The organism is Achromobacter sp. NCFB-sbj8-Ac1-l, assembly GCF_052695805.1.
Genome location: NZ_CP199812.1, coordinates 361,541 through 381,685 on the forward strand (window position 1 = coordinate 361,541; position 20,145 = coordinate 381,685).

19 protein-coding genes are annotated in these 20,145 nt (G+C 66.1%); 16 read left to right on the forward strand and 3 right to left on the reverse strand.

Annotation, left to right across the window (positions count from 1 at the left end; genetic code table 11):
- Positions 1–46: 46 nt before the first annotated feature.
- Complete coding sequence (locus tag ACUDP5_RS01730) at positions 47–853, reverse strand: alpha/beta fold hydrolase (RefSeq protein WP_445658026.1); 807 nt, start codon at positions 851–853, stop codon at positions 47–49.
- A gap of 99 nt (positions 854–952) precedes the next feature.
- Between ACUDP5_RS01730 and ACUDP5_RS01735 the strand changes: the two genes are divergently transcribed.
- From ACUDP5_RS01735 to ACUDP5_RS01745, 3 genes are all read left to right on the forward strand, one after another.
- A complete protein-coding gene (locus tag ACUDP5_RS01735; protein ID WP_445658027.1) occupies positions 953–1,882 on the forward strand; it encodes a LysR family transcriptional regulator in 930 nt (309 codons plus the stop codon).
- 202 nt (positions 1,883–2,084) lie between these two features.
- Positions 2,085–4,232: a TonB-dependent siderophore receptor gene (locus ACUDP5_RS01740; protein ID WP_445658028.1), complete on the forward strand. Its 2,148-nt coding sequence runs from the start codon at positions 2,085–2,087 to the stop codon at positions 4,230–4,232.
- Between the two features lie 52 nt (positions 4,233–4,284).
- Complete coding sequence (locus ACUDP5_RS01745) at positions 4,285–4,839, forward strand: hypothetical protein (protein WP_263915451.1); 555 nt, start codon at positions 4,285–4,287, stop codon at positions 4,837–4,839.
- A 15-nt stretch (positions 4,840–4,854) separates the two neighbouring features.
- Here the strand turns inward: ACUDP5_RS01745 and ACUDP5_RS01750 are convergent, their stop codons facing one another.
- Positions 4,855–5,616, reverse strand: a complete 762-nt coding sequence (locus tag ACUDP5_RS01750; RefSeq protein WP_025139756.1) for a maleate cis-trans isomerase family protein — start codon at positions 5,614–5,616, stop codon at positions 4,855–4,857.
- A gap of 123 nt (positions 5,617–5,739) precedes the next feature.
- Here ACUDP5_RS01750 and ACUDP5_RS01755 point away from each other — a divergent pair, with 123 nt between their 5' ends.
- From ACUDP5_RS01755 to ACUDP5_RS01775, 5 genes are all read left to right on the forward strand, one after another.
- Positions 5,740–6,672, forward strand: a complete 933-nt coding sequence (locus tag ACUDP5_RS01755; RefSeq protein WP_445658029.1) for a LysR substrate-binding domain-containing protein — start codon at positions 5,740–5,742, stop codon at positions 6,670–6,672.
- 72 nt (positions 6,673–6,744) lie between these two features.
- A complete protein-coding gene (locus tag ACUDP5_RS01760) occupies positions 6,745–7,713 on the forward strand; it encodes a Bug family tripartite tricarboxylate transporter substrate binding protein (protein ID WP_445658030.1) in 969 nt (322 codons plus the stop codon).
- Positions 7,714–8,379 (forward strand): 3-oxoacid CoA-transferase subunit A, encoded by a 666-nt coding sequence (locus ACUDP5_RS01765; protein WP_445658031.1) that lies wholly within the window; start codon positions 7,714–7,716, stop codon positions 8,377–8,379.
- 1 nt (position 8,380) lies between these two features.
- A complete protein-coding gene (locus ACUDP5_RS01770) occupies positions 8,381–9,073 on the forward strand; it encodes a 3-oxoacid CoA-transferase subunit B (protein ID WP_263915456.1) in 693 nt (230 codons plus the stop codon).
- A 104-nt stretch (positions 9,074–9,177) separates the two neighbouring features.
- Positions 9,178–10,149, forward strand: coding sequence for a tripartite tricarboxylate transporter substrate binding protein (locus ACUDP5_RS01775; protein ID WP_445658032.1), 972 nt, complete (start codon positions 9,178–9,180; stop codon positions 10,147–10,149).
- A 469-nt stretch (positions 10,150–10,618) separates the two neighbouring features.
- On the opposite strand, the gene ACUDP5_RS01780 is transcribed toward ACUDP5_RS01775, so the two are convergent.
- Positions 10,619–12,400, reverse strand: coding sequence for a M61 family metallopeptidase (locus ACUDP5_RS01780; protein WP_263915747.1), 1,782 nt, complete (start codon positions 12,398–12,400; stop codon positions 10,619–10,621).
- Between the two features lie 32 nt (positions 12,401–12,432).
- Here ACUDP5_RS01780 and ACUDP5_RS01785 point away from each other — a divergent pair, with 32 nt between their 5' ends.
- The 8 genes from ACUDP5_RS01785 to atpA all read left to right on the forward strand — a co-directional run bounded on the left by ACUDP5_RS01785 (position 12,433) and on the right by atpA (position 20,086).
- The gene (locus ACUDP5_RS01785) at positions 12,433–13,209 is read left to right on the forward strand and encodes an enoyl-CoA hydratase (RefSeq protein WP_263915746.1); all 777 of its coding nucleotides are present in this window, start codon (positions 12,433–12,435) and stop codon (positions 13,207–13,209) included.
- A gap of 258 nt (positions 13,210–13,467) precedes the next feature.
- A complete protein-coding gene (locus tag ACUDP5_RS01790) occupies positions 13,468–15,018 on the forward strand; it encodes a DUF1254 domain-containing protein (RefSeq protein ID WP_445658033.1) in 1,551 nt (516 codons plus the stop codon).
- Positions 15,019–15,610: 592 nt separating this feature from the next.
- Positions 15,611–16,024 carry an ATP synthase subunit I gene (locus ACUDP5_RS01795; RefSeq protein WP_175193693.1) on the forward strand — a complete coding sequence of 138 codons (414 nt, stop codon included), beginning with the start codon at positions 15,611–15,613 and terminating at the stop codon, positions 16,022–16,024.
- Positions 16,025–16,109: 85 nt separating this feature from the next.
- Positions 16,110–16,991, forward strand: a complete 882-nt coding sequence (gene atpB, locus ACUDP5_RS01800; protein WP_263915744.1) for a F0F1 ATP synthase subunit A — start codon at positions 16,110–16,112, stop codon at positions 16,989–16,991.
- A 117-nt stretch (positions 16,992–17,108) separates the two neighbouring features.
- Positions 17,109–17,351 (forward strand): F0F1 ATP synthase subunit C, encoded by a 243-nt coding sequence (gene atpE, locus ACUDP5_RS01805; RefSeq protein WP_003815363.1) that lies wholly within the window; start codon positions 17,109–17,111, stop codon positions 17,349–17,351.
- A 142-nt stretch (positions 17,352–17,493) separates the two neighbouring features.
- Positions 17,494–17,964 (forward strand): F0F1 ATP synthase subunit B, encoded by a 471-nt coding sequence (locus ACUDP5_RS01810; protein ID WP_006227275.1) that lies wholly within the window; start codon positions 17,494–17,496, stop codon positions 17,962–17,964.
- 12 nt (positions 17,965–17,976) lie between these two features.
- Positions 17,977–18,516 carry a F0F1 ATP synthase subunit delta gene (locus tag ACUDP5_RS01815; protein WP_025139745.1) on the forward strand — a complete coding sequence of 180 codons (540 nt, stop codon included), beginning with the start codon at positions 17,977–17,979 and terminating at the stop codon, positions 18,514–18,516.
- A 28-nt stretch (positions 18,517–18,544) separates the two neighbouring features.
- A complete protein-coding gene (gene atpA / locus ACUDP5_RS01820; protein ID WP_263915743.1) occupies positions 18,545–20,086 on the forward strand; it encodes a F0F1 ATP synthase subunit alpha in 1,542 nt (513 codons plus the stop codon).
- Positions 20,087–20,145: the final 59 nt, after the last annotated feature.

Sequence of the window (20,145 nt, forward strand, 5' to 3'; positions counted from 1 at the left end):
TGCCGGTGACCGCCGGCCTCGCACAACCCGGTAACCGGCCACCACGCTAGGCGCGACCGCTCGACAACAGGAAGCCCAGCACAGCCTCGCGGAATTCGTCCGGGCGTTCGATGTTGGACAGGTGCACCGCCTGCAGCGTCAGCAGTTTCGCATCGGGTATGGTCGCGGCGATCTGTTCGCTGTGGCTGGCGGCGGTGACCGTGTCGTCGCGCCCGGCGATCACCAGCGTGGGCCGCGGGATCAGCGCAATGGTGCGGCGCAGGTCCATGTCCCGCACCGCCGCGAAATTGCCCGCCAGACCGTGCTTGTCGGTCGCCAGCAGCATGGCGCGGAAGGCGTCGATGACGGGGCCGCCGGCCCTCAGCAGTGAAGCCGGGAACCAGTTTGCCAGGAACGTCTCGGCCGTTTCGGTCATGTCGGGCGCCTGCAGCGTGGCGGCGATGCGTTCGTCCCATTGCGGCGTCGGCCCGAGATAGGGCGAGGTGTGGGCCAGAATCAGGCGGTCAATGCGCTCGGGCGTGTGCACGCCCAGCCATTGGCCGATCATGCCGCCCAGCGACAGCCCCAGGAAGTGCGCGCGCGCCACGCCCAGCGCGTCGAACAATTCGAGCGTGTCGCCTCCCAGCCGATCCAGCGAATACGCGCCAGCCGGCACGCTGGAGCCGCCATGGCCGCGGGTGTCGAACCGCAGCACGCGGAAATGCCGCGCCAGCGCCGGCACCAGATCGTCCCACATGTGCAGCGTGGTGCCGATGGAGTTCGATAGCGCCAGAACCGGCCGGGCGGCGTCGCCATCCCAGCGGTAGGCGATGCGGGTGCCGTCGCCCGTGGTGATGAAAGAGTCGGTCTGCATGATGGCCTCATGGAAGAAGGTTCGATGAGACAGATCGTAGTTGCGGCCCGATTTTGAAGATATTACAAAGATCGCACAGAGATTGTCGGAAAAATAGACATGAGCGAATTCACGTTGCACGACTTGCAGTGCTTCGACGCGGTGGTGCGGGCGGGCGGCTTCCAGGCCGCCGCCACGCAGCTGCATCGGTCCCACCCGGCCGTGTTCGCCGCGGTGGCCAAGTTGGAGCGCCAGCTGGGCCTGGTCTTGCTGGACCGGGCCGGCTACCGCGTCAGGCCGACGCCGGCCGGGCAGTCGTTTCACCTGCGCGCGCAGGCCCTGCTGCGCGAACTGGCCGGCTTGCGTGCCCACGCCGAACAGTTGGCGATGGGCCAGGAAACCGAATTGAACGTGGTGATCGGCGACTTCTGCCCACGGCCCCTGCTGCTGGGTTGGCTGGGCCAATTCTTCGCACAGTGGCCGGCTACGCGATTGAACCTGCATTTCGAGGCGGTGACCGGCCCCTGGGAACGCCTGATGGACGGCGATGCCGACCTGATCCTGCATCGCGTCGAACCCGGCGAGGCGCAGGTCGAATGGCTGGACCTGGGCAGCGTGCCGTTCGTGCCGGTGGCCGCGCCTGGCTATCTGGGCACGCCCGCGCCACGCACCATCAAGCCGGCGCAACTGCGCGACTACACGCAGTGCGTCATGCGCGACACCGCCCGCCATACGCCCGCACGGAACTACTTCATGGTCGAAGGGGCGCGCCAGTGCACGGTCGCGGACCAGCTGATGAAGAAAGAGATCCTGCTGCAAGGCCTGGGTTGGGGCCACATGCCGCGCTTTCTGATCGAAGACGAACTGCAGGATGGCCGTCTGGTGTCGTTGGCCAACCGCCACTTGCCCGGCAGCACCGAAACACTGGCGGCCGCGCGGCGCGGCGACCGGCCGCAGGGGCCGGTGATGACGCACTTATGGCAGGCCCTGCGCGAGCAGGCGCCCGCCATCCGCCAGGCCGTGTCGCCGGTGAAAAAGCGAAAGCCTTAATCCGGAATTCGAAAGCCTTTCCGATTGCCCGCCGCTCTTCCAATGAAGATGATTATCAATCTTGTTTATTGGGTTGGAAGCGGAGGAAATTGTGGGCATCAAGACACGTGGGGCGCACGGGGGGCGGGGTAGGCCGGCGCGACGGAAACACGCAGCCCATGCAGGCGCGGCACATGCCGCACGGTGGTGGCGGCGCGGCGCCGTGGCGGTTGGCCTGGCGGCGTGCGCCGCCGGCGCCCAGGCGGCAGAACCGGACACTGCCCTGCTGGCGCCGGTCACGGTGCAGGGCGAGCAGGCCGGCGTCACCGAAGGCAGCGCGTCCTACACGGCGCCCAGCGTCACCGTCGGCGGCAAGCTGCCGCTGTCGCTGCGCGAGATTCCGCAGTCGGTGTCGGTCATTACGCGCCAGCGCATCGAAGACCAGAACCTGGTGTCGCTGGAAGACGCCATGGCGCAGACGCCGGGCATCACCATCGACCTGGCCGCCACCGCGGCGATTCCGCAGTTCTATTCGCGCGGCTTCCAGATCGAGTATTTCCAATACGACGGCGTGCCGATGCAGACGGGTGGCGCGTCCTGGGCGCAGCCCGACCTGTTCATGTTCGACCACGTCGAGCTGCTGCGCGGCGCGGCCGGCCTGTTCAATGGCGCGGGCCAGCCCGGCGGCGTCATCAACCTGGTGCGCAAGCGCCCGACGCGCGAACTGCAGTTTTCCGGATCGGCCAGCGCCGGGTCCTGGGACAACTACCGCGGCGAACTGGACCTGTCCACGCCGCTGAACGCCTCTGGCTCGGTGCGCGGCCGCATCGCCACGGCGCAGGAAGACCGCAAGTATTTCTATGACGTGGCCAACTCGCAGAAGCAGGCCTACTACGGCATTGTCGAGGCCGACCTGGGCGAGCGTACGCTGGTGACCCTGGGCGGCAGTTACCAGCAGCGCGACTGGCTGCCCTACATGATGCACCAGCCTCGCTACAAGGACGGCGGCGATCTCGGCCTGACGCGCGGTACCTACCTGGGCGCCGACTGGAATCGCTGGGACTTCGAGAACACGCAGGTGTTCGCCGAACTGGCCCATCAGTTCGCGTCCGACTGGACGGTCAAGCTCAACGTCAACCAGGCCGACGAAACCAGCAAGCTCAAGTACGCCTACGTGCGCGGCGGGGTCGATCGCCAGACTGGCCTGGGGCCGCGGCTGTACGGCGGCGCCAACCAGTACCGCAACCGGCAACTGGGCCTGGACCTGATGGTGACCGGCGCGTTCGAGGCGCTGGGCCGCCGCCACGAACTGGTGATCGGCGGAAACTGGTACGACCGTAGTGCGCGGGCCTACAACGCGTATTCCTTGCCGGGCTTTCCGGCGCGGTCGGTGGATGTCTTCCATTACGACGTCAACGACTATCCCGAGCCGGCCGACCCGCAATGGGGTAGCAAGAGCGACGTCAAGACCCGCCAATCCGGTGTGTACGCCATGACGCGCCTGAAGCTGGCCGACCCGCTGACGCTGGTGCTGGGCTCGCGCATGAGCTGGTGGCGCACGCAGAGCAGGAATCTCATCACCGGCCGCAGCGATCCGGCGGTCAGCGAGCATGGCCGCATGACGCCCTATGCCGGCCTGGTCTACGACATCGACAGCCAATGGACCGCCTACGCCAGCTATGCCGACATCTTCCGCGTGCAAAGCGATCTGCGCACGGCGGACGGCGGCTCCTTGCCGCCGGTAGTGGGGGCCAACTACGAGGCGGGCCTCAAAAGCGAATGGCTGGACGGCAAGCTGAATACGTCCTTCGCACTGTTTCGCATCACCGAGCGCAACCGCGCCCAACGCGACCCGGCCTATCCCGACGTGGGCGACTGCTGCTATGACGCCAGCGGCCAGGTGCGCAGCCAGGGCCTGGAAGCCGAGGTCTCGGGCCGCATCGCGCCAGGCTGGGAAGTCGCGGGCGGCTATACCTTCAACACCACCCGTTACCTGAAAGACAACACCAATGGCGGCGCGGCCTTCAGGACGTTCACGCCCAAGCACATCTTCCAGCTATGGACCACCTACCGATTGCCTGGTGAATGGAACCGCTGGAGCGTGGGCGGCGGCGTCAACATCAAGAGCGGCATCTACACCGAAAGCGCCGTGCAGGGCCCGGTCCGCGGCAGTTCGGTGCGCGTGTCGCAGGCCGGGTACGCGATCTGGAACGCCCGCATCGGCTACCGCGTCAGCGATCACGTGTCGCTAGGCCTGAACGTGAACAACCTGTTCGACAAGGTCTATTACCAGCGGCTGGGCAACGCCGACATGGGCAACGCCTATGGCGAGCCGCGCAGCGCCATGCTGAACCTGCGGGTCAAGTATTGAGGCGGGGGCGGTCCGCATTCGCCTTTCATGAACGAACGACAAGGAGAAATCCATGCATGCATTCCTGACGCGCGCGCTGCGCGCCACCATCCTGGGCGCTGCGCTCTGCGCAGGCGCGGCGGCTCAGGCTGCCACGCCTGCGGTGCCGGCACCTGCGCCCTCTGCGACTGCCGCCCTCGCGCCCGCCTGGGCTGCCGGCGAATACCGCTGGACGGTCGACGACCGCAATGGCGAGCCGCCCTACACGCTGCGTCTCTACGTGCAGCCGTTGCCCTCGGGCGACTATGCGCTGACCGGAAGCCTGCTGCTGGATGATGCGGAACTGGGCGCCTACGGGTCGGCGCGCCTGCGCGACGGCAAGCTGGTGCTGGACCTGACGGCCAGCGGCGGCGTGCTGCAGGCGCCGATCGACGAAGGCAAGCGGCGCCTCTACCCCAAGGGCCGCGCGCCCGAACGGGTCGACTCGGCCGGCTTTGCCACGATGCGCGCGCTGCTCGACCCGGCATCGCTCGATGGGGTGGTGCAGCGCTACCAGACCAACGTCATGACGGGCCACCACGTGCAGGGCCCGATGTACGCCAACAGCGTCATCCGCCGCGCACCCTGAAAGTGCGGGCGCGGATCAGTACTTGCCGGTGAGCAGCGCGCCGGCATCGGGCACGCGCGTCTCCAGGCCCAGCACCTTGAGCATGCGGTACACGGTGGCCGCGGCGGCGGTCACCACCGGCAGGCCCAGGCGGTCCTGCACCGGCTGGATCGAGGCCAGCGACGGCATCTGCACGCAGGCCGACAGTACCACCGCATCCACGCCGCGCGTGTCCAGGCGATTGACGTGGCTGGCCGGCGCCAGCGGGTCCTGCGCGCCCACCTTCAGGTTGTCGGCGATTTCCAGCGACAGGCTGTCGTGCACCTCGATGCCTTCGTTTTCGATGTAGTCCACCACCATCTTGGTCAGCGGCTTCATGTAGGGTGTCAGGATGGCGACCTTGCGCGCGCCGATGGCGTGCAGGCCTTCCACCAGTGCGCCGGCGCTGGAAATGACGGGTGCCGGCGCGCCGTTGTCGACGGTCGCCTGGTGCAGCCGCTCCTGCGATACGCGGTGGTAGCCCAGGCCTTGCGCCATGATGGCCACCAGGCAGGCGTAGCCCAGCACGTCCACGCGGGCGTCGGACAGCTCTTGCGCGCAGCGGTCGGATTCGCGGTCCATCGAGGCCAGCTCGGCCGCCGTCACCTGCTTCATGCGCATGCGGCTGGAATGGAAGGTGAAGCGCTCGGGCGCGATGGTCTCGCGCAGCCGCAGCATGGCCGGGATTTCCGTTTCCATGGTGGTATTGGAACTGGGAACGATCTGGCCGATGCGCAGGGCGCGGGGCGGCGTGGTCATGGCGGGGCCTCCGGGGGAAATGGTCTGCGCCCGATCGGCGCCAAACAATTCTGCTCGCCGCGAACGATAGTTTCCAATATAGTTTTTGTCTGGTTTCATATCTTTCGCAAATCAATGGCCACCATGGAACTCCGCCAACTTCGTTATTTCGCCGTGCTGGCCGAAGAGCTGAACTTCACCCGCGCCGCCGCCCGGCTGCATATTTCGCAGCCGCCGCTCAGCCTGCAGATCGCGCAGCTTGAACGCGAGCTCGACGTCAAGCTGTTCGACCGCAACAACCGCCGGGTGGCGCTGACCGAGGCCGGCGCGGCCTTCCTGAACGACGTGCGCGCCACGCTGGCCGGCCTGAAGGACGCCACCGTGCGAGCCCGCGAAGTCGACCAGGGCAGGGCGGGGCGCATCGAGATCGGCCTGTCCGGATCGCACTTCCTGGGCCCGGTGCCGGCGCTCATCGCCCGCCACGCCGCCACCCATCCGCAGGTTTCCGTGCTGCTCAACGAAATGAACCCGGCCGCGCAGCTGGATGCGCTGCGCGGGCAACGCATCGACGTCAGCATCTCGCGCACCGCGGTCGATGACGACGAACTGCAATCGCTGGCGCTCTGGCCCGACCCCGTGGTGGCGGCCTTGCCCGCCGGCCACCGGCTCGCGGCCAGAAAACGCCTGGCGTTGGCCGACCTGGCGCAGGATGCCTTCGTGATGCTGCGTCCGGACACCTCGGGCTTTGCGCGCGGCCTGGCCGACGCCTGTGCTCGCGCCGGCATCGCACACACCGTGGCCCAGCGCGTGGCCGAAGTGCCCGCTCAATTGGCGCTGGTGGCGGCCGGACTGGGCGTGGCGCTGGTGCCCCAGTCCGCCTGCGGCCATTTCGGCGATCGCATCGCGGTCTGCGCGCTGCCCGCCGAACTGTCGCGCGGCACCGTCTACGCCGTCACCCGGCGCCAGGGCCGCAACCGTGCCTTGCAGGCCTTTCTGCAGACTGCCGGCAAGATTGCCGCGCGTCGCGACGTCGCCTCTTCGGCACAGGCGAAGCCGCTCCTCCACATTCCGGAATAGGCATTTGCGCCTGCCGCGCACACACTCTCCCGCACAAGTTGATCCGTTCGATGATCACGTAGGGAGACAAGCATGTTGCACCCGCAACGCTGGCTGGCCGCCAGCGCGCTGGCGATCACCCTGGCGGGCCCCGCGCAGGCGGCCTGGCCCGAGCGACCCATCACCCTCATCATCCCGGCCTCGCCCGGCGGCACCACCGACATCGCCGCGCGCCTCATCGCGGACAAGCTGGCCGCCAGGCTGGGGCAGCAGGTCATCGTTGAAAACCGCGCCGGCGCGGCCGGCATCATCGGCGCCCAGGCCCTGGCCCGCGCCAAGCCCGACGGCTACACGCTGCTGATGGGCAACATCGGCCCCAACGCCATCAACTACGCGCTCTATAAGACGCTGCCCTACCAGGCCGCCGACTTCGCGCCCATCACGCGCGTCATCTCGGTGCCCAACGTGCTGGTCGTCAATGCGGCTTCGCCCACGCACAACGTGGCCGACCTGCTGGCCGACGCGCGTCGCGAGCCGGGCAAGATCTCGTTCGGCAGTTCCGGGTCCGGCCAGTCGCCGCACCTGTCCGCCGAACTCTTCAAACAGCGCGCCGGCATCCAGGGCACCCACGTGCCCTACAAGGGCGCCGGTCCCGCCGTGGCCGCGCTGCTGGGCCAGCAGTTCACCTTCATGATCGACAACCTGCCCAGCTCCATGCCGTACATCCAGTCCGGCAAGCTGCGCGCGCTGGCCGTCACCAGCGACCAGCGCCTGGCCGAGCTGCCCGACGTGCCCACCATGGGCGAGGCCGGCGTCAAGGACATGGTCGTCACCGCCTGGTTCGGCCTGGTCGCGCCCGCCGGCACGCCGCGACCAATCATCGACACCCTCTATGCCGCCACCCGCGACGTGGTCCGCAGCCCGGACATCGGCGCGCGGTTCCGCGCCATGGGTGGGCAGGCCGGCGGCGACACGCCGGCCGAGTTCGCTGCCTTCATCGACCAGGAACGCGCGCGCTGGCAACAGATCGTGGCCGCCGCGGGCATTGCGCAGGAGCAATAAGTGATCGACAAGATTCAGGCGTCCATGGCCGAGGCCGTGGCCATCATTCCCGACGGCGCTTCCGTGCTGGTCGGCGGCTTCGGCGAAGCTGGCGTACCCTTCGAACTGCTGCATTGCCTGGCCGAACTCGGCCGCCGCGACCTGACCCTGATCGCCAACAACGCCGGCACCTGGGACCGCGGCATCGCCGCGTTGCTCAACCGCAGGCAGGTCAGGAAAATCATCTGCTCGCACCCGCGGCCGCCCAACTCCGAAGCGTTTGCGCGCGCCTTTCGCGCCGGCGAGGTCGAACTGGAGTGCGTGCCCCAAGGCACCCTGGCCGAACGCCTGCGCGCAGCCGGCGCCGGGCTCGGGCCGTTCTACACCCCCACCGGCTACGGCACCGAACTGGCCCAGGGCCGCCACCAGGAAGTCATCGACGGCGTCGGCTACGTGCTCGAACAGCCGCTGCGCGGCGACTACGCCCTCATCCGCGCCCACCTGGGCGATCGCTGGGGCAACCTCATGTACCGCCACGCCGCCCGCAACTTCAACCCCGTCATGTGCATGGCCGCCGGCCACGCCATCGCCCAGGTCGACGACGTCGTGCCGCTGGGCACCTTCGTGCCGGAGCAGATCATGACCCAAGGCCTCTTCGTCAAGGCCGTCGTCCGGGTGGAGACCTGACATGCAGACCCCCCTGACCCGCCAACAAGTCGCCCAACTGCTCGCCAACGACATCCCCGACGGCGCCATCGTCAACCTCGGCATCGGCATGCCCACCCTGGTCGGCGACTACCTGCCGCCCGACAAGGACATCCTGCTGCAAAGCGAAAACGGCATTCTCGGCATGGGCCCCGCCGCCGTGGGCGACGCCATCGACCCCGACCTCATCAACGCCAGCCGCCTGCCCATCACGTTGCTGCCAGGCGCATCCATCACCGAGCACACCATCTCGTTCGCCATGATGCGCGGCGGCCACCTCGACTACGCCGTGCTCGGCGCCTTCCAGGTTTCCGAAAGCGGCGACCTCGCCAACTGGAAAACCGACGCCGCCGACGCTATCCCCGCGGTGGGCGGCGCCATGGATCTGGCCGTCGGCGCCAAGCAGGTCCTGGCCATCATGGAACACCGCGATCGCGACGGCGCGCCCAAGATCCTGCGCCGCTGCCGCTATCCGCTCACCGGCGCCGGCGTCGTCACCCGCATCTACACCGACCTGGCTGTCATCGACGTCACCCCCGACGGCCTGCGCGTCCACGCCGTCCTGCAAGGCATCAGCCCCGACTTCCTGCAGTCCGTCACCGAAGCCCCGCTGCAGTTCCCCGACCCGCTGCGCACCATCCAGCTCGATCCCGCCGGCACCCCGCGCTACGTGTGATCTTGCGCGCTGGTGTGTTGGCTGGCGCACCCGCAGGGCGCAAAAGCAGGACACGCCAGCCGCATCCGCGCAGACCTCTCGTCCGAAAACCCAGGAGCCCCGCCATGCCCCGTTCCTTCCTCGCTGCCCTGGCCGCCGCCGCGGTGACTTTGCTCGCGGCCTTCCCGGCACAGGCCGCCGGCCCGTATCCCGACAAACCCATCACCCTGCTGATTCCCTACCCGCCAGGCGGCAGCGCCGACATCCTCGCCCGCCCGCTGGGCGCCGCCCTGCAAAAGAAGTGGGGCCAGCCCGTCGTCCTGGAATACAAACCCGGCGCAGGCGGCGCCATCGCCTCCTCGCAACTGGCCCGCGCCAAGCCTGACGGCTACACCCTGCTCATGGTCCTGGCTGCCCACGCCATCAACCCCAGCCTCTACCCCTCGCTACCCTACGACACCCGCCGCGACTTCGCCCCGGTCTCCCTCGTCGCCACCTTGCCCATGCTCGTCTCGGCCCCGCTCGCCACGCCTGCCGACAACATCCCCGACCTCATTGCCTACGCCAAGTCCCACCCCGGCAAACTCAGCTTCGCCTCCGCCGGCAACGGCAACACCAGCCACCTCGCCGCCGAAATGTTCAAGGCCCGCACCGGCACCGACATGATGCACGTCCCCTACAAAGGCAGCGGCCCCGCCGTCGTCGCCCTGCTGGGCGGCGAAGTCTCCCTGATGTTCGACAGCATCTCCACCTCGCTCCCCCAAGTCCAATCCGGCAAACTCAAAGCCCTGGCCGTCACCGGCGACCGCCGCTCCCCCTTGCTCCCCAACGTCCCCACCGTCGCCGAATCCGTCCCCGGCTTCGTCGTCAACGGCTGGTACGGCATCCTGGCCCCCGCCGACACCCCACCCCCCATCATCGACACCCTGAGCACCGCCATCGCCACCGTTATCCAGACCCCCGACCTGAAGGCCCAACTGAACAGCTACGGCTACGAAACCGTAGGCTCCACCCCCCAAGCCTTCGGCGACCACATAGAAAAAGAACTCGCCACCTGGAAACAAGCGGTAGAAGTCTCAGGCGCAAAGCTGAACTGAGCAACGCAACGACAAGTCGCCAACACCCCCCCCGAAATCACAGCACCCCCGCCGCAAGCGCGCAGCGTCATCACGCGACGCAAGACACCGCGTAAGCCGAGCAAGGCCGCCCGCGCGGCCGGCACGAGGCGGGCCCCGCAAACCTCTCCAACCCCAAACTGACGGCGGCCTCCACGCCAAGCAAGAAGCCCGCCCCAGCGCCCACCAGTAAGGCACATCAAGAGCGCGTGACGGGGCAGGCGGGTGAGGGCGGGGCGTGTAGATTGCGCCCGACGGAATCCGAAGGAACCGCCGAAGGCGGTGACGAGGATGAGTACGGGGCAGTCCGGAGCGAAGGCTCCGGACCGCAATCGTAGCCCCGCCCTCACCCGCCTGCCCCGTCACGCGCGGCTCAAGAACTCAAACCGACGCAAAAAAGCAAAGGACCCTTCCAAAGAAGAGCCCTCAACCAAAACCATCAAAAAAACCCTCACCCAACAGTCAACACACAATCCAACGCCTCAGGCCCACTCAACCGAACCGTAAACACCCTCAACTCATCCCGCCGAAACACATGCACATCCACCCGATCCCCCGCCCGATACTGCCCCAGCAACACCTCCACCCCCGCAGCCCCCTCAACCTTCAACCCATCAATGGCCACCAGCACATCCCCCGCCGACAACCCCCCCTTATGCCCAGCCCCGCCTTCCAACACGGTAGCCAGCACCAGCGAGTCCCCTTGCTTGCGCGTGCGCACATCCAGCGACGGCAGATTCGCCGACACCTTCCACTGCACCTTGATTCCATGCGGCGCCAGCAGTTCGGCCAGCGGCACATCCGCCACGCCATAGGCATAGCGGGCGATGAAGCGCCGCGCATCCACCCCGGTTGCTTCCTTGATCACCTCGGGCAGCCCATCCTCAGGCAATCCTTGCGGTTTGCCCCGATAGAAATCCCGCCCATAGCGCTGCCACAGCAGCCGCATCACGTCGTCCAGCGAATATGCCCCGGCCGACTCCTGGCGGATCAACAGATCCAGCCCCAGCGCCACCAGCGCACCCTTCGTGTAATAGCTCACCAGCGCATTCGGTGAGTTTTCATCCTGCTTGTAATAGCGTGTCCAGGCATCGAACGAGCTTTCCGCCACCGACTGCTTGTGCCGCCCCGGCGTACGCGCCACGCTCGTGATCGTCTTGGCCAGCAGCCGCAGATAATCGTTCTGCGTGATCGCGTTCGAACGCAACAGCAGCAGATCGTCGTAGTAAGACGTGAATCCCTCGAACACCCACAGCAGCCGCGACAGGTCCGGCTGCGACAGGTCGTACGGCACGAAGGCCTGCGGCTTGATCCGCTTCACGTTCCAGGTGTGGAAATACTCGTGGCTCACCAGCCCCAGGAACCCCCGGTAGCCGTCGCCCTGGCCCTGCTGGCCCAGCACCGGCAGATCCTTGCGCGCCGTCATCAGCGCCGTGCTCGCGCGATGCTCCAGGCCGCCGTAGCCGTCGCCCGTCACCATCGTCATGAACACATAGCGATCCGCGCTGTCCAGGAACGGCGCGCGCCTGGTGCGCGGCTCGAAAAACGCGATCTGGGTTTCGCAGATCTTGCGTACATCGTCCGTGATGCGCGCCAGGTCCAGGTTGGGCGCCACGCCCGTGAACACCAGCTCGTGCTCGGCGCCATGCGCGGTGAAGCTCGCCACCTGCGGCGTGCCCATTTCCACCGGATGGTCGATCAGCGCATCGTAGTCGGGCGCCAGATAGCGTCCGAACCCATGCCGCCGCGCCGCGCCCTGATGGCCGCGGGCCTCCGGCAGGCTGGTGTAGACCTTCCAGCCGTCGATGCCGCGCGGCGGCGCCAGGTCCACCAGGCACGGCAGGTGGTCTTGCCCGTGCACCCGCAGGAACACGCTGGTGCCGTTGAAGAAGCCATGCGTTTCGTCCAGATGCGCGCCGCGCACCGACAAGTCCCAGGCGTACACCGAATACTCCACCCGTAGCGGCCCATCGCAGGGCGCCGCCTGCCAGGTGTGATTGTCTATTTTGTCGACAAGCACGCGCCGGCTGCCCGAATAGGCGGTCAACGACTCGATCTGGCGGGAGAAATCACGGATCAGGTAGCTGCCCGGAATCCAGGCCGGCAACGACAGCCGCTGGCCGTCCGGCGAGGGGGCCTGGACGGTTAGGGTTATCCGGTAGCGGTGTCCGGCGGGGTCATGGGGCGCGAGGCGGTAAAGTACGGGGAAAGCATCGGTTTTATCCATGCGCATATCTTATTTCATCCTTCCCCTGGAGACATTCAATGAGCGAGTCGTTTGTGCTGGTCGAAACCCGCGGCCGCGTCGGTCTGCTGACGCTGAACCGCCCCAAGGCGCTCAACGCGCTCAACGATCAACTGATGGACGAGCTCGGGGCGGCGCTGCTGGCCTTTGAAGCCGACGCCGGCATCGGTGCCGTGGTCATCACCGGCAGCGAAAAAGCCTTCGCCGCCGGCGCTGACATCGGCGCCATGAAAGACTGGTCGTACATGGATGTCTACGGCGGCGAATACATCACCCGCAACTGGGAAACCCTCAAGCGCATCAAGAAGCCCGTCATCGCCGCGGTCGCCGGCTATGCCCTGGGCGGGGGCTGCGAACTGGCCATGATGTGCGACATCATCATCGCCGCCGACAGCGCCAAATTCGGCCAGCCTGAAATCAAGCTGGGTGTCATCCCCGGCGCCGGCGGCACCCAGCGCCTGCCGCGCGCGGTGGGCAAGGCCAAGGCCATGGACATGGCCCTGACCGCCCGCATGATGGGCGCCGAAGAGGCCGAGCGCGCCGGCCTGGTGTCGCGCGTCGTGCCGGCCGACAAGCTCATGGAAGAGGCCATGGACGCCGCCACCGTCATCGCCTCGATGTCGCTGCCGTCGGTCATGATGGCCAAGGAGTGCGTCAACCGTGCCTTCGAAGGCTCGCTCAACGAAGGGCTGCTGTTCGAGCGCCGCGTGTTCCATTCGCTGTTCGCCACCGAAGACCAGAAGGAAGGCATGGCGGCCTTCACCGAAAAGCGCAAACCGGACTTCAAACACCGTTAATTCTTGTTACGTTGGCGCGGGGCGCTCGGTCGCGTCCCCACCCGTCCCACGCGCCCCGCCAGGGCGCGTTTTTATTGGGGGCGTTTGGGGGCCCGGGACGTTGCGCCTTGAAACCTTTGGGCAGCACCTTGTTGCAGTGTTCGGTCCTATCCTGATCGGGCGTCATCACAAAGAGGTGCCGCGCCAGAGAGGCTTGACCGAACTGGTAAGCCCACGCGCGGCGGCTCGCCTGCAAACAATAGCAACAAGGAGCCTTGCATGCGTACTTCCCCCTTTAACCGCCGGTGGTCTGCCGCCGTGCTCGCGGGCGCCCTGGGCGTCTGCTTCGTGACCGCTACGCAAGCCCAATCGCCGCGGCCGTCGATGCGGCTGGTGTCCGAGACGCCATACCCCGCCGCTGCCGCGCCCGCGCCGCAGATGAGCGCGCAGGAATTGCGCGAGACGGCCATCGATGCCTACGTCTACGCGTATCCGATGGTGCTGATGGAATTGGCCCGCCGCAAGGCCACCGCCGTGCAGTCGCCGCTGGACGGCAAGGCGCCAGTGAACCAGTTCGGCCACAAGGCCGCATTCCCCGATCCGCGCGCGGCCGACACGCCGTGGCCCAGCGCCGACGCGCTGTACTCCAGCCTGTGGTTCGACGTGTCGCGTGCGCCCTTGATCGTGCGCTTGCCCGACACCGGCAACCGCTACAGCGTGCTGTCGGCGCTGGACATGTGGAGTGATGTGTTCGCCTCGCGCGGCACCCGCACCAACGGCCCCGGCCCGCAGTCGTTCGCCATCGTCGGCCCTAACTGGCAGGGCACGCTGCCGCCCGGCGTGGACGTGATCCACAGTCCCACCTCCACCGGCTGGCTGATCGGCTGGACCCAGACCGGCGGTCCGCAGGACTACGCCAACGTGAACCAGATCCAGGCCAACATGTCGGCCAGCCCGCTGATCGCGCCGGTTGTCCCGGTGCCGGGACGCGCCCGCGGCGCGGCGTCGCCCTATCCGCAAACCGGCCCGGGGGTCGGCACCGCGCCCATCGGCAGCGACGTGCCGCTGCCCATGCCGGTCACCGTGGTCGACGGCACGCCGGCCGAGCAGGCAGCCGCCATGGACGCGGCCTCGTTCTTCACCTTGTTCTTCGACGTGCTGCGCAACAACCCGCCGCATGCCAATGACACGCCCATCCTGGATCGCATGCGCCGCATCGGGCTGGATGGTCGCCAGCCGTTCTCGTATGGCCGCCTGAGCCCGACCGTTCAGCAGGCCCTGGCCGAAGCGCAGCCCCTGGCCGGCCGCCGCATCGCCGACAGCGTGTCGCGCCTGGCCACGCCGATCAATGGTTGGAATACGGTGCTGACCGGCATCGGCACCTACGGTACCGACTACACGCGCCGCGCCGCCATCGCCTACGCGGGCCTGGGCGCGCCCACGCCGGAAGATGTGCTGTATCCGGTCACCGTGTCTGATTCCAAGGGCCGCGTGCTGTCGTCGAACGAAGACTACGTGCTGCATTTCGACAAGGGCCAGTTGCCGCCGGCCAACGCGTTCTGGTCGCTGCATGTCTACAACGACCAGCACGCCTTCCCGGACAACCCCGCCAACCGTTATGTGCTGCGCAGCACGGACGGCCTGAAGTACAACGCCGACGGTTCGCTGGACATCTATATCCAGCGGCGCGACCCCGGCGGACGCAAGCGCTCGAACTGGTTGGCGACGCCGGCCACCGAAGGCCGCTTCCTGCTGAGCATGCGTCTGTACTGGCCGCAGGACACGGCGCTGGATGGCTTGTGGGCCCCTCCGCCGGTCAAGCGGGACTGATCTGCCTGCAGCGCGAGGGCGTCGCCATGAGGGTGGCGCCCGCCAAAGGCAAAGCGGCCCCGGCGGGCCGCTTTTTTTTGGGCGATCACGTCCTGCCGATGGGCGGTGAGGGCGGCGGCGGGGTGTGCTATTCGCGTCCCCAATTTCTCTGTGAACCCGCGGGGCTTCAGGCCCGCGTTGTCACCTTACAAACCCCCGAAAGTTCATTTGCTCGGGCAAAAAGAATCACGCTATACTCTGCGGGTTTGACGCTTGCGGGATAAGGGCAAAGGTGCCGACAGCACTGGTCCTTGAGCGAGACAAGAGGGCAGGACAAAGCGGCAGGGCAACGAGGCACGGCTATGCGGCCAGGCTGAAAAGCCAGGCCAGAAAAGCCGGGCGAAAGAAGCTGGGCCAGGAACTACGTGGGGCTACTTGAATGGATTTCAATAGCGCTTTGGGGTTTCTTGTCGGGCAGGTGGCCAGGCCGGAATTTACGCGGGGAAGTTTGATGCAGCAGAACACAGTGCGGCACGAACCTGCGCGGCAGATGCAACAACAGCAACTGTCGCAACAGGGCGAAGCGCGCCAGGTTCTGGCGAATCAGGACTCGGTGGACCGGGTGCTGGTGCTTAGCGACGCGGACCGCGCGGCGCTGAATGCTCAAGCGGGTCGCGGACTCTTGTTGGCGCTGGTGGCGCAAGGCGCCATGGGGCTCGCAGCAGCAGTAATAGCGGGGGTTGTCGGAGGGGCGGCGGCAGGTTGGTCGGCGCTGGCGGGGGCAGGAGCGTATTTCATACCCAATGCGTTGTTCGCATTGCGCCTGGCTGTCAGTGTTCGGGCCGGTAAGGCCAGTCCCTTTACCTTTCTCTCTGGTGAGTTGATCAAGTTGTTCGCAACGGCCTTGCTGTTGTGGCTGCTTTCGCATGTGGCGCAGGACACGCTGGTCTGGCCTGCCGCACTGCTCGGTCTGATACTCACCTTGAAGGGATATCTCCTGCTTTTGATGTTCCGCAAGTTGTCATAGCGCGCCGGGAAATTTACGGCAAACCGAATCGTGGAATCGTCCAGCTCGCAAGGGCTGGGCATACAGCAAATAGGGTAGGATTCAAATGGCTGCTGCCAGCGACGTGTCGCCTCAGTCCGCGTATATTCAGCATCACCTGGTGCATCTGAACAATACGGGCGAGAAACAGAGCGCAATTGCTCAGTTCGACATCATCAATTACGACTCGTTGTTCTGGTCCGGCCTGACGGGTCTGATCGTCATCTTCTTCCTGTGGCGCGCCGCCAGCCGTGCGACCGCCGGCGTTCCGGGCCGCTTCCAGGCCTTCGTGGAAATGATCGTCGACATGGTCGACGACCAGGCCAAGGGCATTGTCCACAACGCCAAGAGCCGCCTCTTCATCGCCCCGCTCGCGCTCACCGTGTTCCTCTGGATCATCCTGATGAACGCGCTGGACTTGCTGCCCGTCGACCTGCTGCCCTCGATCTGGCGCTGGACCGGCCTGGGCGTGCACCATGGCGACCCCCTCTACTACCACCGCGTGCTGCCCACCGCCGACCTGAACGTGCCCATGGGCATGTCGCTGGGCGTACTGCTGCTGATGTTCTACTACGGCATCAAGATCAAGCACCCGGGCGGCTTCGTCAAAGAACTCTTCACCGCGCCGTTCCACGCGCACGGCATTGGCGCCGTCGTGCTGGCACCGTTCAACCTGCTGCTGAACCTCATCGAATACGCCGCCAAGTCCGTATCGCTGGGCATGCGGTTGTTCGGCAACATGTTTGCCGGCGAACTGATTTTCATGCTGATCGCCCTCCTGGGCGGCGCCTGGACCGGCTTCAACGGTTCGAGCATCGGCTTGGGAATCGGCCACGTGCTGGCCGGCTCGATCTGGGCAATCTTCCACATCCTGATCGTGCTGCTCCAGGCCTTCATCTTCATGATGCTGACCCTGGTGTATCTCGGCCAGGCCCACGAAGGCCACTGATCCCCCGAATTTCCGGCGTCGGCCACCCGGCCGGCGCTGGATAGCAAGATCCTCTTGCATTGAGCAGTACCCTCATTTTTTATTTTTTGACTTCAGATTTCTAACCAAGGAGTTGTCATGACCAACGTCGCTTTCGTTGCTCTCGCTTGCGGTCTTATCATCGGTCTGGGCGCTATCGGCGCTTGCATCGGCATCGCACTGATGGGCGGCAAATATCTGGAAGCCTCGGCTCGTCAGCCTGAACTGATGAACGCTCTGCAAACGAAGATGTTCCTGCTGGCTGGCCTGATCGACGCGGCATTCCTGATCGGCGTGGGTATCGCCATGCTGTTCGCCTTCGCCAACCCGTTCGTCGGCTAAGGCACGCCCGCCGGCGAAAAGGCGGGTCATGACGCTGGCGGCGATGTGGGCATAAGCCCCGTCGCCGGTCAGCAAAGTATCGAGTGCTCCGCGTTGCCCCTCCCGGGTGCCGTCGGAGCCGCAAGGTGTTAAAGGAACGACCGTGAATCTGAACGCGACGATCATTTTCCAGATGCTCGTGTTCTTCGTTCTGGGCTGGTTCACGATGAAATTCGTGTGGCCTCCTCTGACGAAGGCGATGGACGAGCGCCGCCAAAAAATCGCCGACGGCCTTGCCGCCGCCGAGAAGGGCAAGGCCGATCTGGCCCAGGCCCAGGCGCGCGTCAGTCTGATCGAGGCTTCTGCCAAGTCCGAAAACCACGCCCGCATCATCGAGGCCGAGAAACAAGCCGCCTCCCTGATCGAGCAGGCCCGCCGTGAAGCGGAAGCCGAGCGTGCCCGCATCGTGGCGCAAGCTGCACAGGATGCCGCGCAGGAAGTCCAGCGCGCCCGTGATTCGCTGCGCGACGACGTTGCCGCGCTGGCTGTCAAGGGTGCTGAACAGATCCTCAAGCGCGAGGTTGACGCCCGCGCGCACGCCGAGCTGCTGAACCAGCTTCGCGCGCAGCTTTAATCCGGGACCGTCATGGCTGAACTTTCCACTGTTGCCAGGCCCTACGCCGAAGCCTTGTTCGCCGCCGCGCGCGACGACAAGGCCGGTCTGCAGGTCTGGGCCGACCTGGTCAGCGAGCTGGCGCAGGTCGCATCCAACCCCGACGTGCGCGAGGCCATGGCCGACCCGCGTCTGGGTGACAAGCAGCGCGTCGACCTGTTTACCGGCCTGATCAAGGCCGATTTGCCGCAAGCCGCCCGCAATTTCATCGAGCTGCTGGTTGAAAACGACCGGCTGCTGCTGCTGCCCGATATCGCCACGCAATTCGTGGTGCTGCGGAATCGTCACGATGGCACGGCGCAGGCGGAAATCACCAGCGCGTTCGAGCTGAGCGATGCCCAAGTCAAAGAACTGGTCACCGCCCTTGAACACAAATTCGGCCTCAAGCTCAAGCCCAGCGTCACCGTCGACCCGTCGTTGATTGGCGGCGTGCGCGTGGCCGTCGGGGACCAGGTGCTCGATACGTCCGTACAAGCCCAATTGGCCCGCATGCGCGATACGCTCGCCGCTTAAGGCAACTAACAGGATTCCAGGAGTCAATATGCAACTCAATCCCTCCGAGATCAGCGAACTGCTCAAGAGCCGCATCGAGGGCCTGGGCGCTTCGGCTGATGTCCGTACTCAGGGCACCGTCGTGTCCGTGACCGACGGTATTACCCGCATCCACGGCTTGTCCGACGTGATGCAGGGCGAAATGCTCGAATTCCCCAACAACGTTTTCGGTCTGGCGCTCAACCTCGAGCGCGATTCCGTCGGCGCCGTTATTCTCGGTGACTACACCGGCATCTCCGAAGGCGACCAGGTCAAGACGACCGGCCGCATTCTGGAAGTTCCGGTCGGTCCCGAACTGAAAGGCCGCGTGGTCAACACGCTGGGCGAGCCGATCGACGGCAAGGGCCCGGTCAACGCCAAGGCCACCGACATCATCGAAAAAGTGGCGCCTGGCGTTATCGCCCGCCGCTCGGTGTCGCAGCCGCTGCAAACCGGCGTCAAGGCTATCGACTCGATGGTTCCCATCGGCCGTGGCCAGCGCGAACTGATCATTGGCGACCGCCAGACCGGCAAGACCGCCGTGGCCGTCGACACCATCATCAGCCAGAAGGGCAAGGGCGTCACCTGCGTGTACGTCGCTATCGGCCAGAAGGCTTCCACGATCAACAACGTGGTTCGCAAGCTGGAAGAGCACGGCGCGCTGGAATACACCATCGTCGTGGCCGCTTCGGCTTCCGACTCGGCCGCCATGCAGTACCTGGCCGCCTACGCCGGCTGCACGATGGGCGAATACTTCCGCGATCGTGGCGAAGACGCCCTGATCGTCTATGACGACCTGACCAAGCAAGCCTGGGCCTACCGCCAAGTGTCGCTGCTGCTGCGCCGTCCGCCGGGCCGCGAAGCCTACCCGGGCGACGTGTTCTACCTGCACTCGCGCCTGCTGGAACGCGCTGCCCGCGTGAACGAAGACTACGTCGAGAAGTTCACCGATGGCGCCGTCAAGGGCAAGACCGGCTCGCTGACCGCGCTGCCGATCATCGAAACCCAGGCTGGCGACGTGTCCGCCTTCGTTCCGACCAACGTGATCTCGATCACCGACGGCCAGATCTTCCTGGAAACCGACCTGTTCAACGCCGGTGTCCGTCCCGCCATCAACGCCGGTATCTCGGTGTCGCGTGTGGGTGGCGCTGCGCAGACCAAGGTCATCAAGAAGCTGTCCGGCGGTATCCGTACCGACCTGGCGCAGTACCGTGAACTGGCCGCCTTCGCGCAGTTCGCTTCCGACCTGGACGACGCCACCCGTCGCCAGCTGGAACGCGGCAAGCGCGTGGTCGAACTGCTCAAGCAGCCGCAATACCAGCCGCTGCAAGTGTGGGAACTGGCCGTCACGCTGTACACGGTCAACAACGGCTACCTGGATGACGTGGACGTGGCCCAAGTGCTGTCGTTCGAGAAGTCGCTGAAGGATCAGCTCAAGGCCAAGCATGCGGCCCTGATCCAGCGCATCGAAGACACCAAGGAACTGTCCAAGGACGACGAGGCCGAACTGGCCACCGCCGTTCAGGAATTCAAGAAGCACGGTGCTTTTTAAGAAAGTGATGGGTTAGGCGTCTGCAACGCCTCACCCATCCTTACCGGATGGTTGAGGCG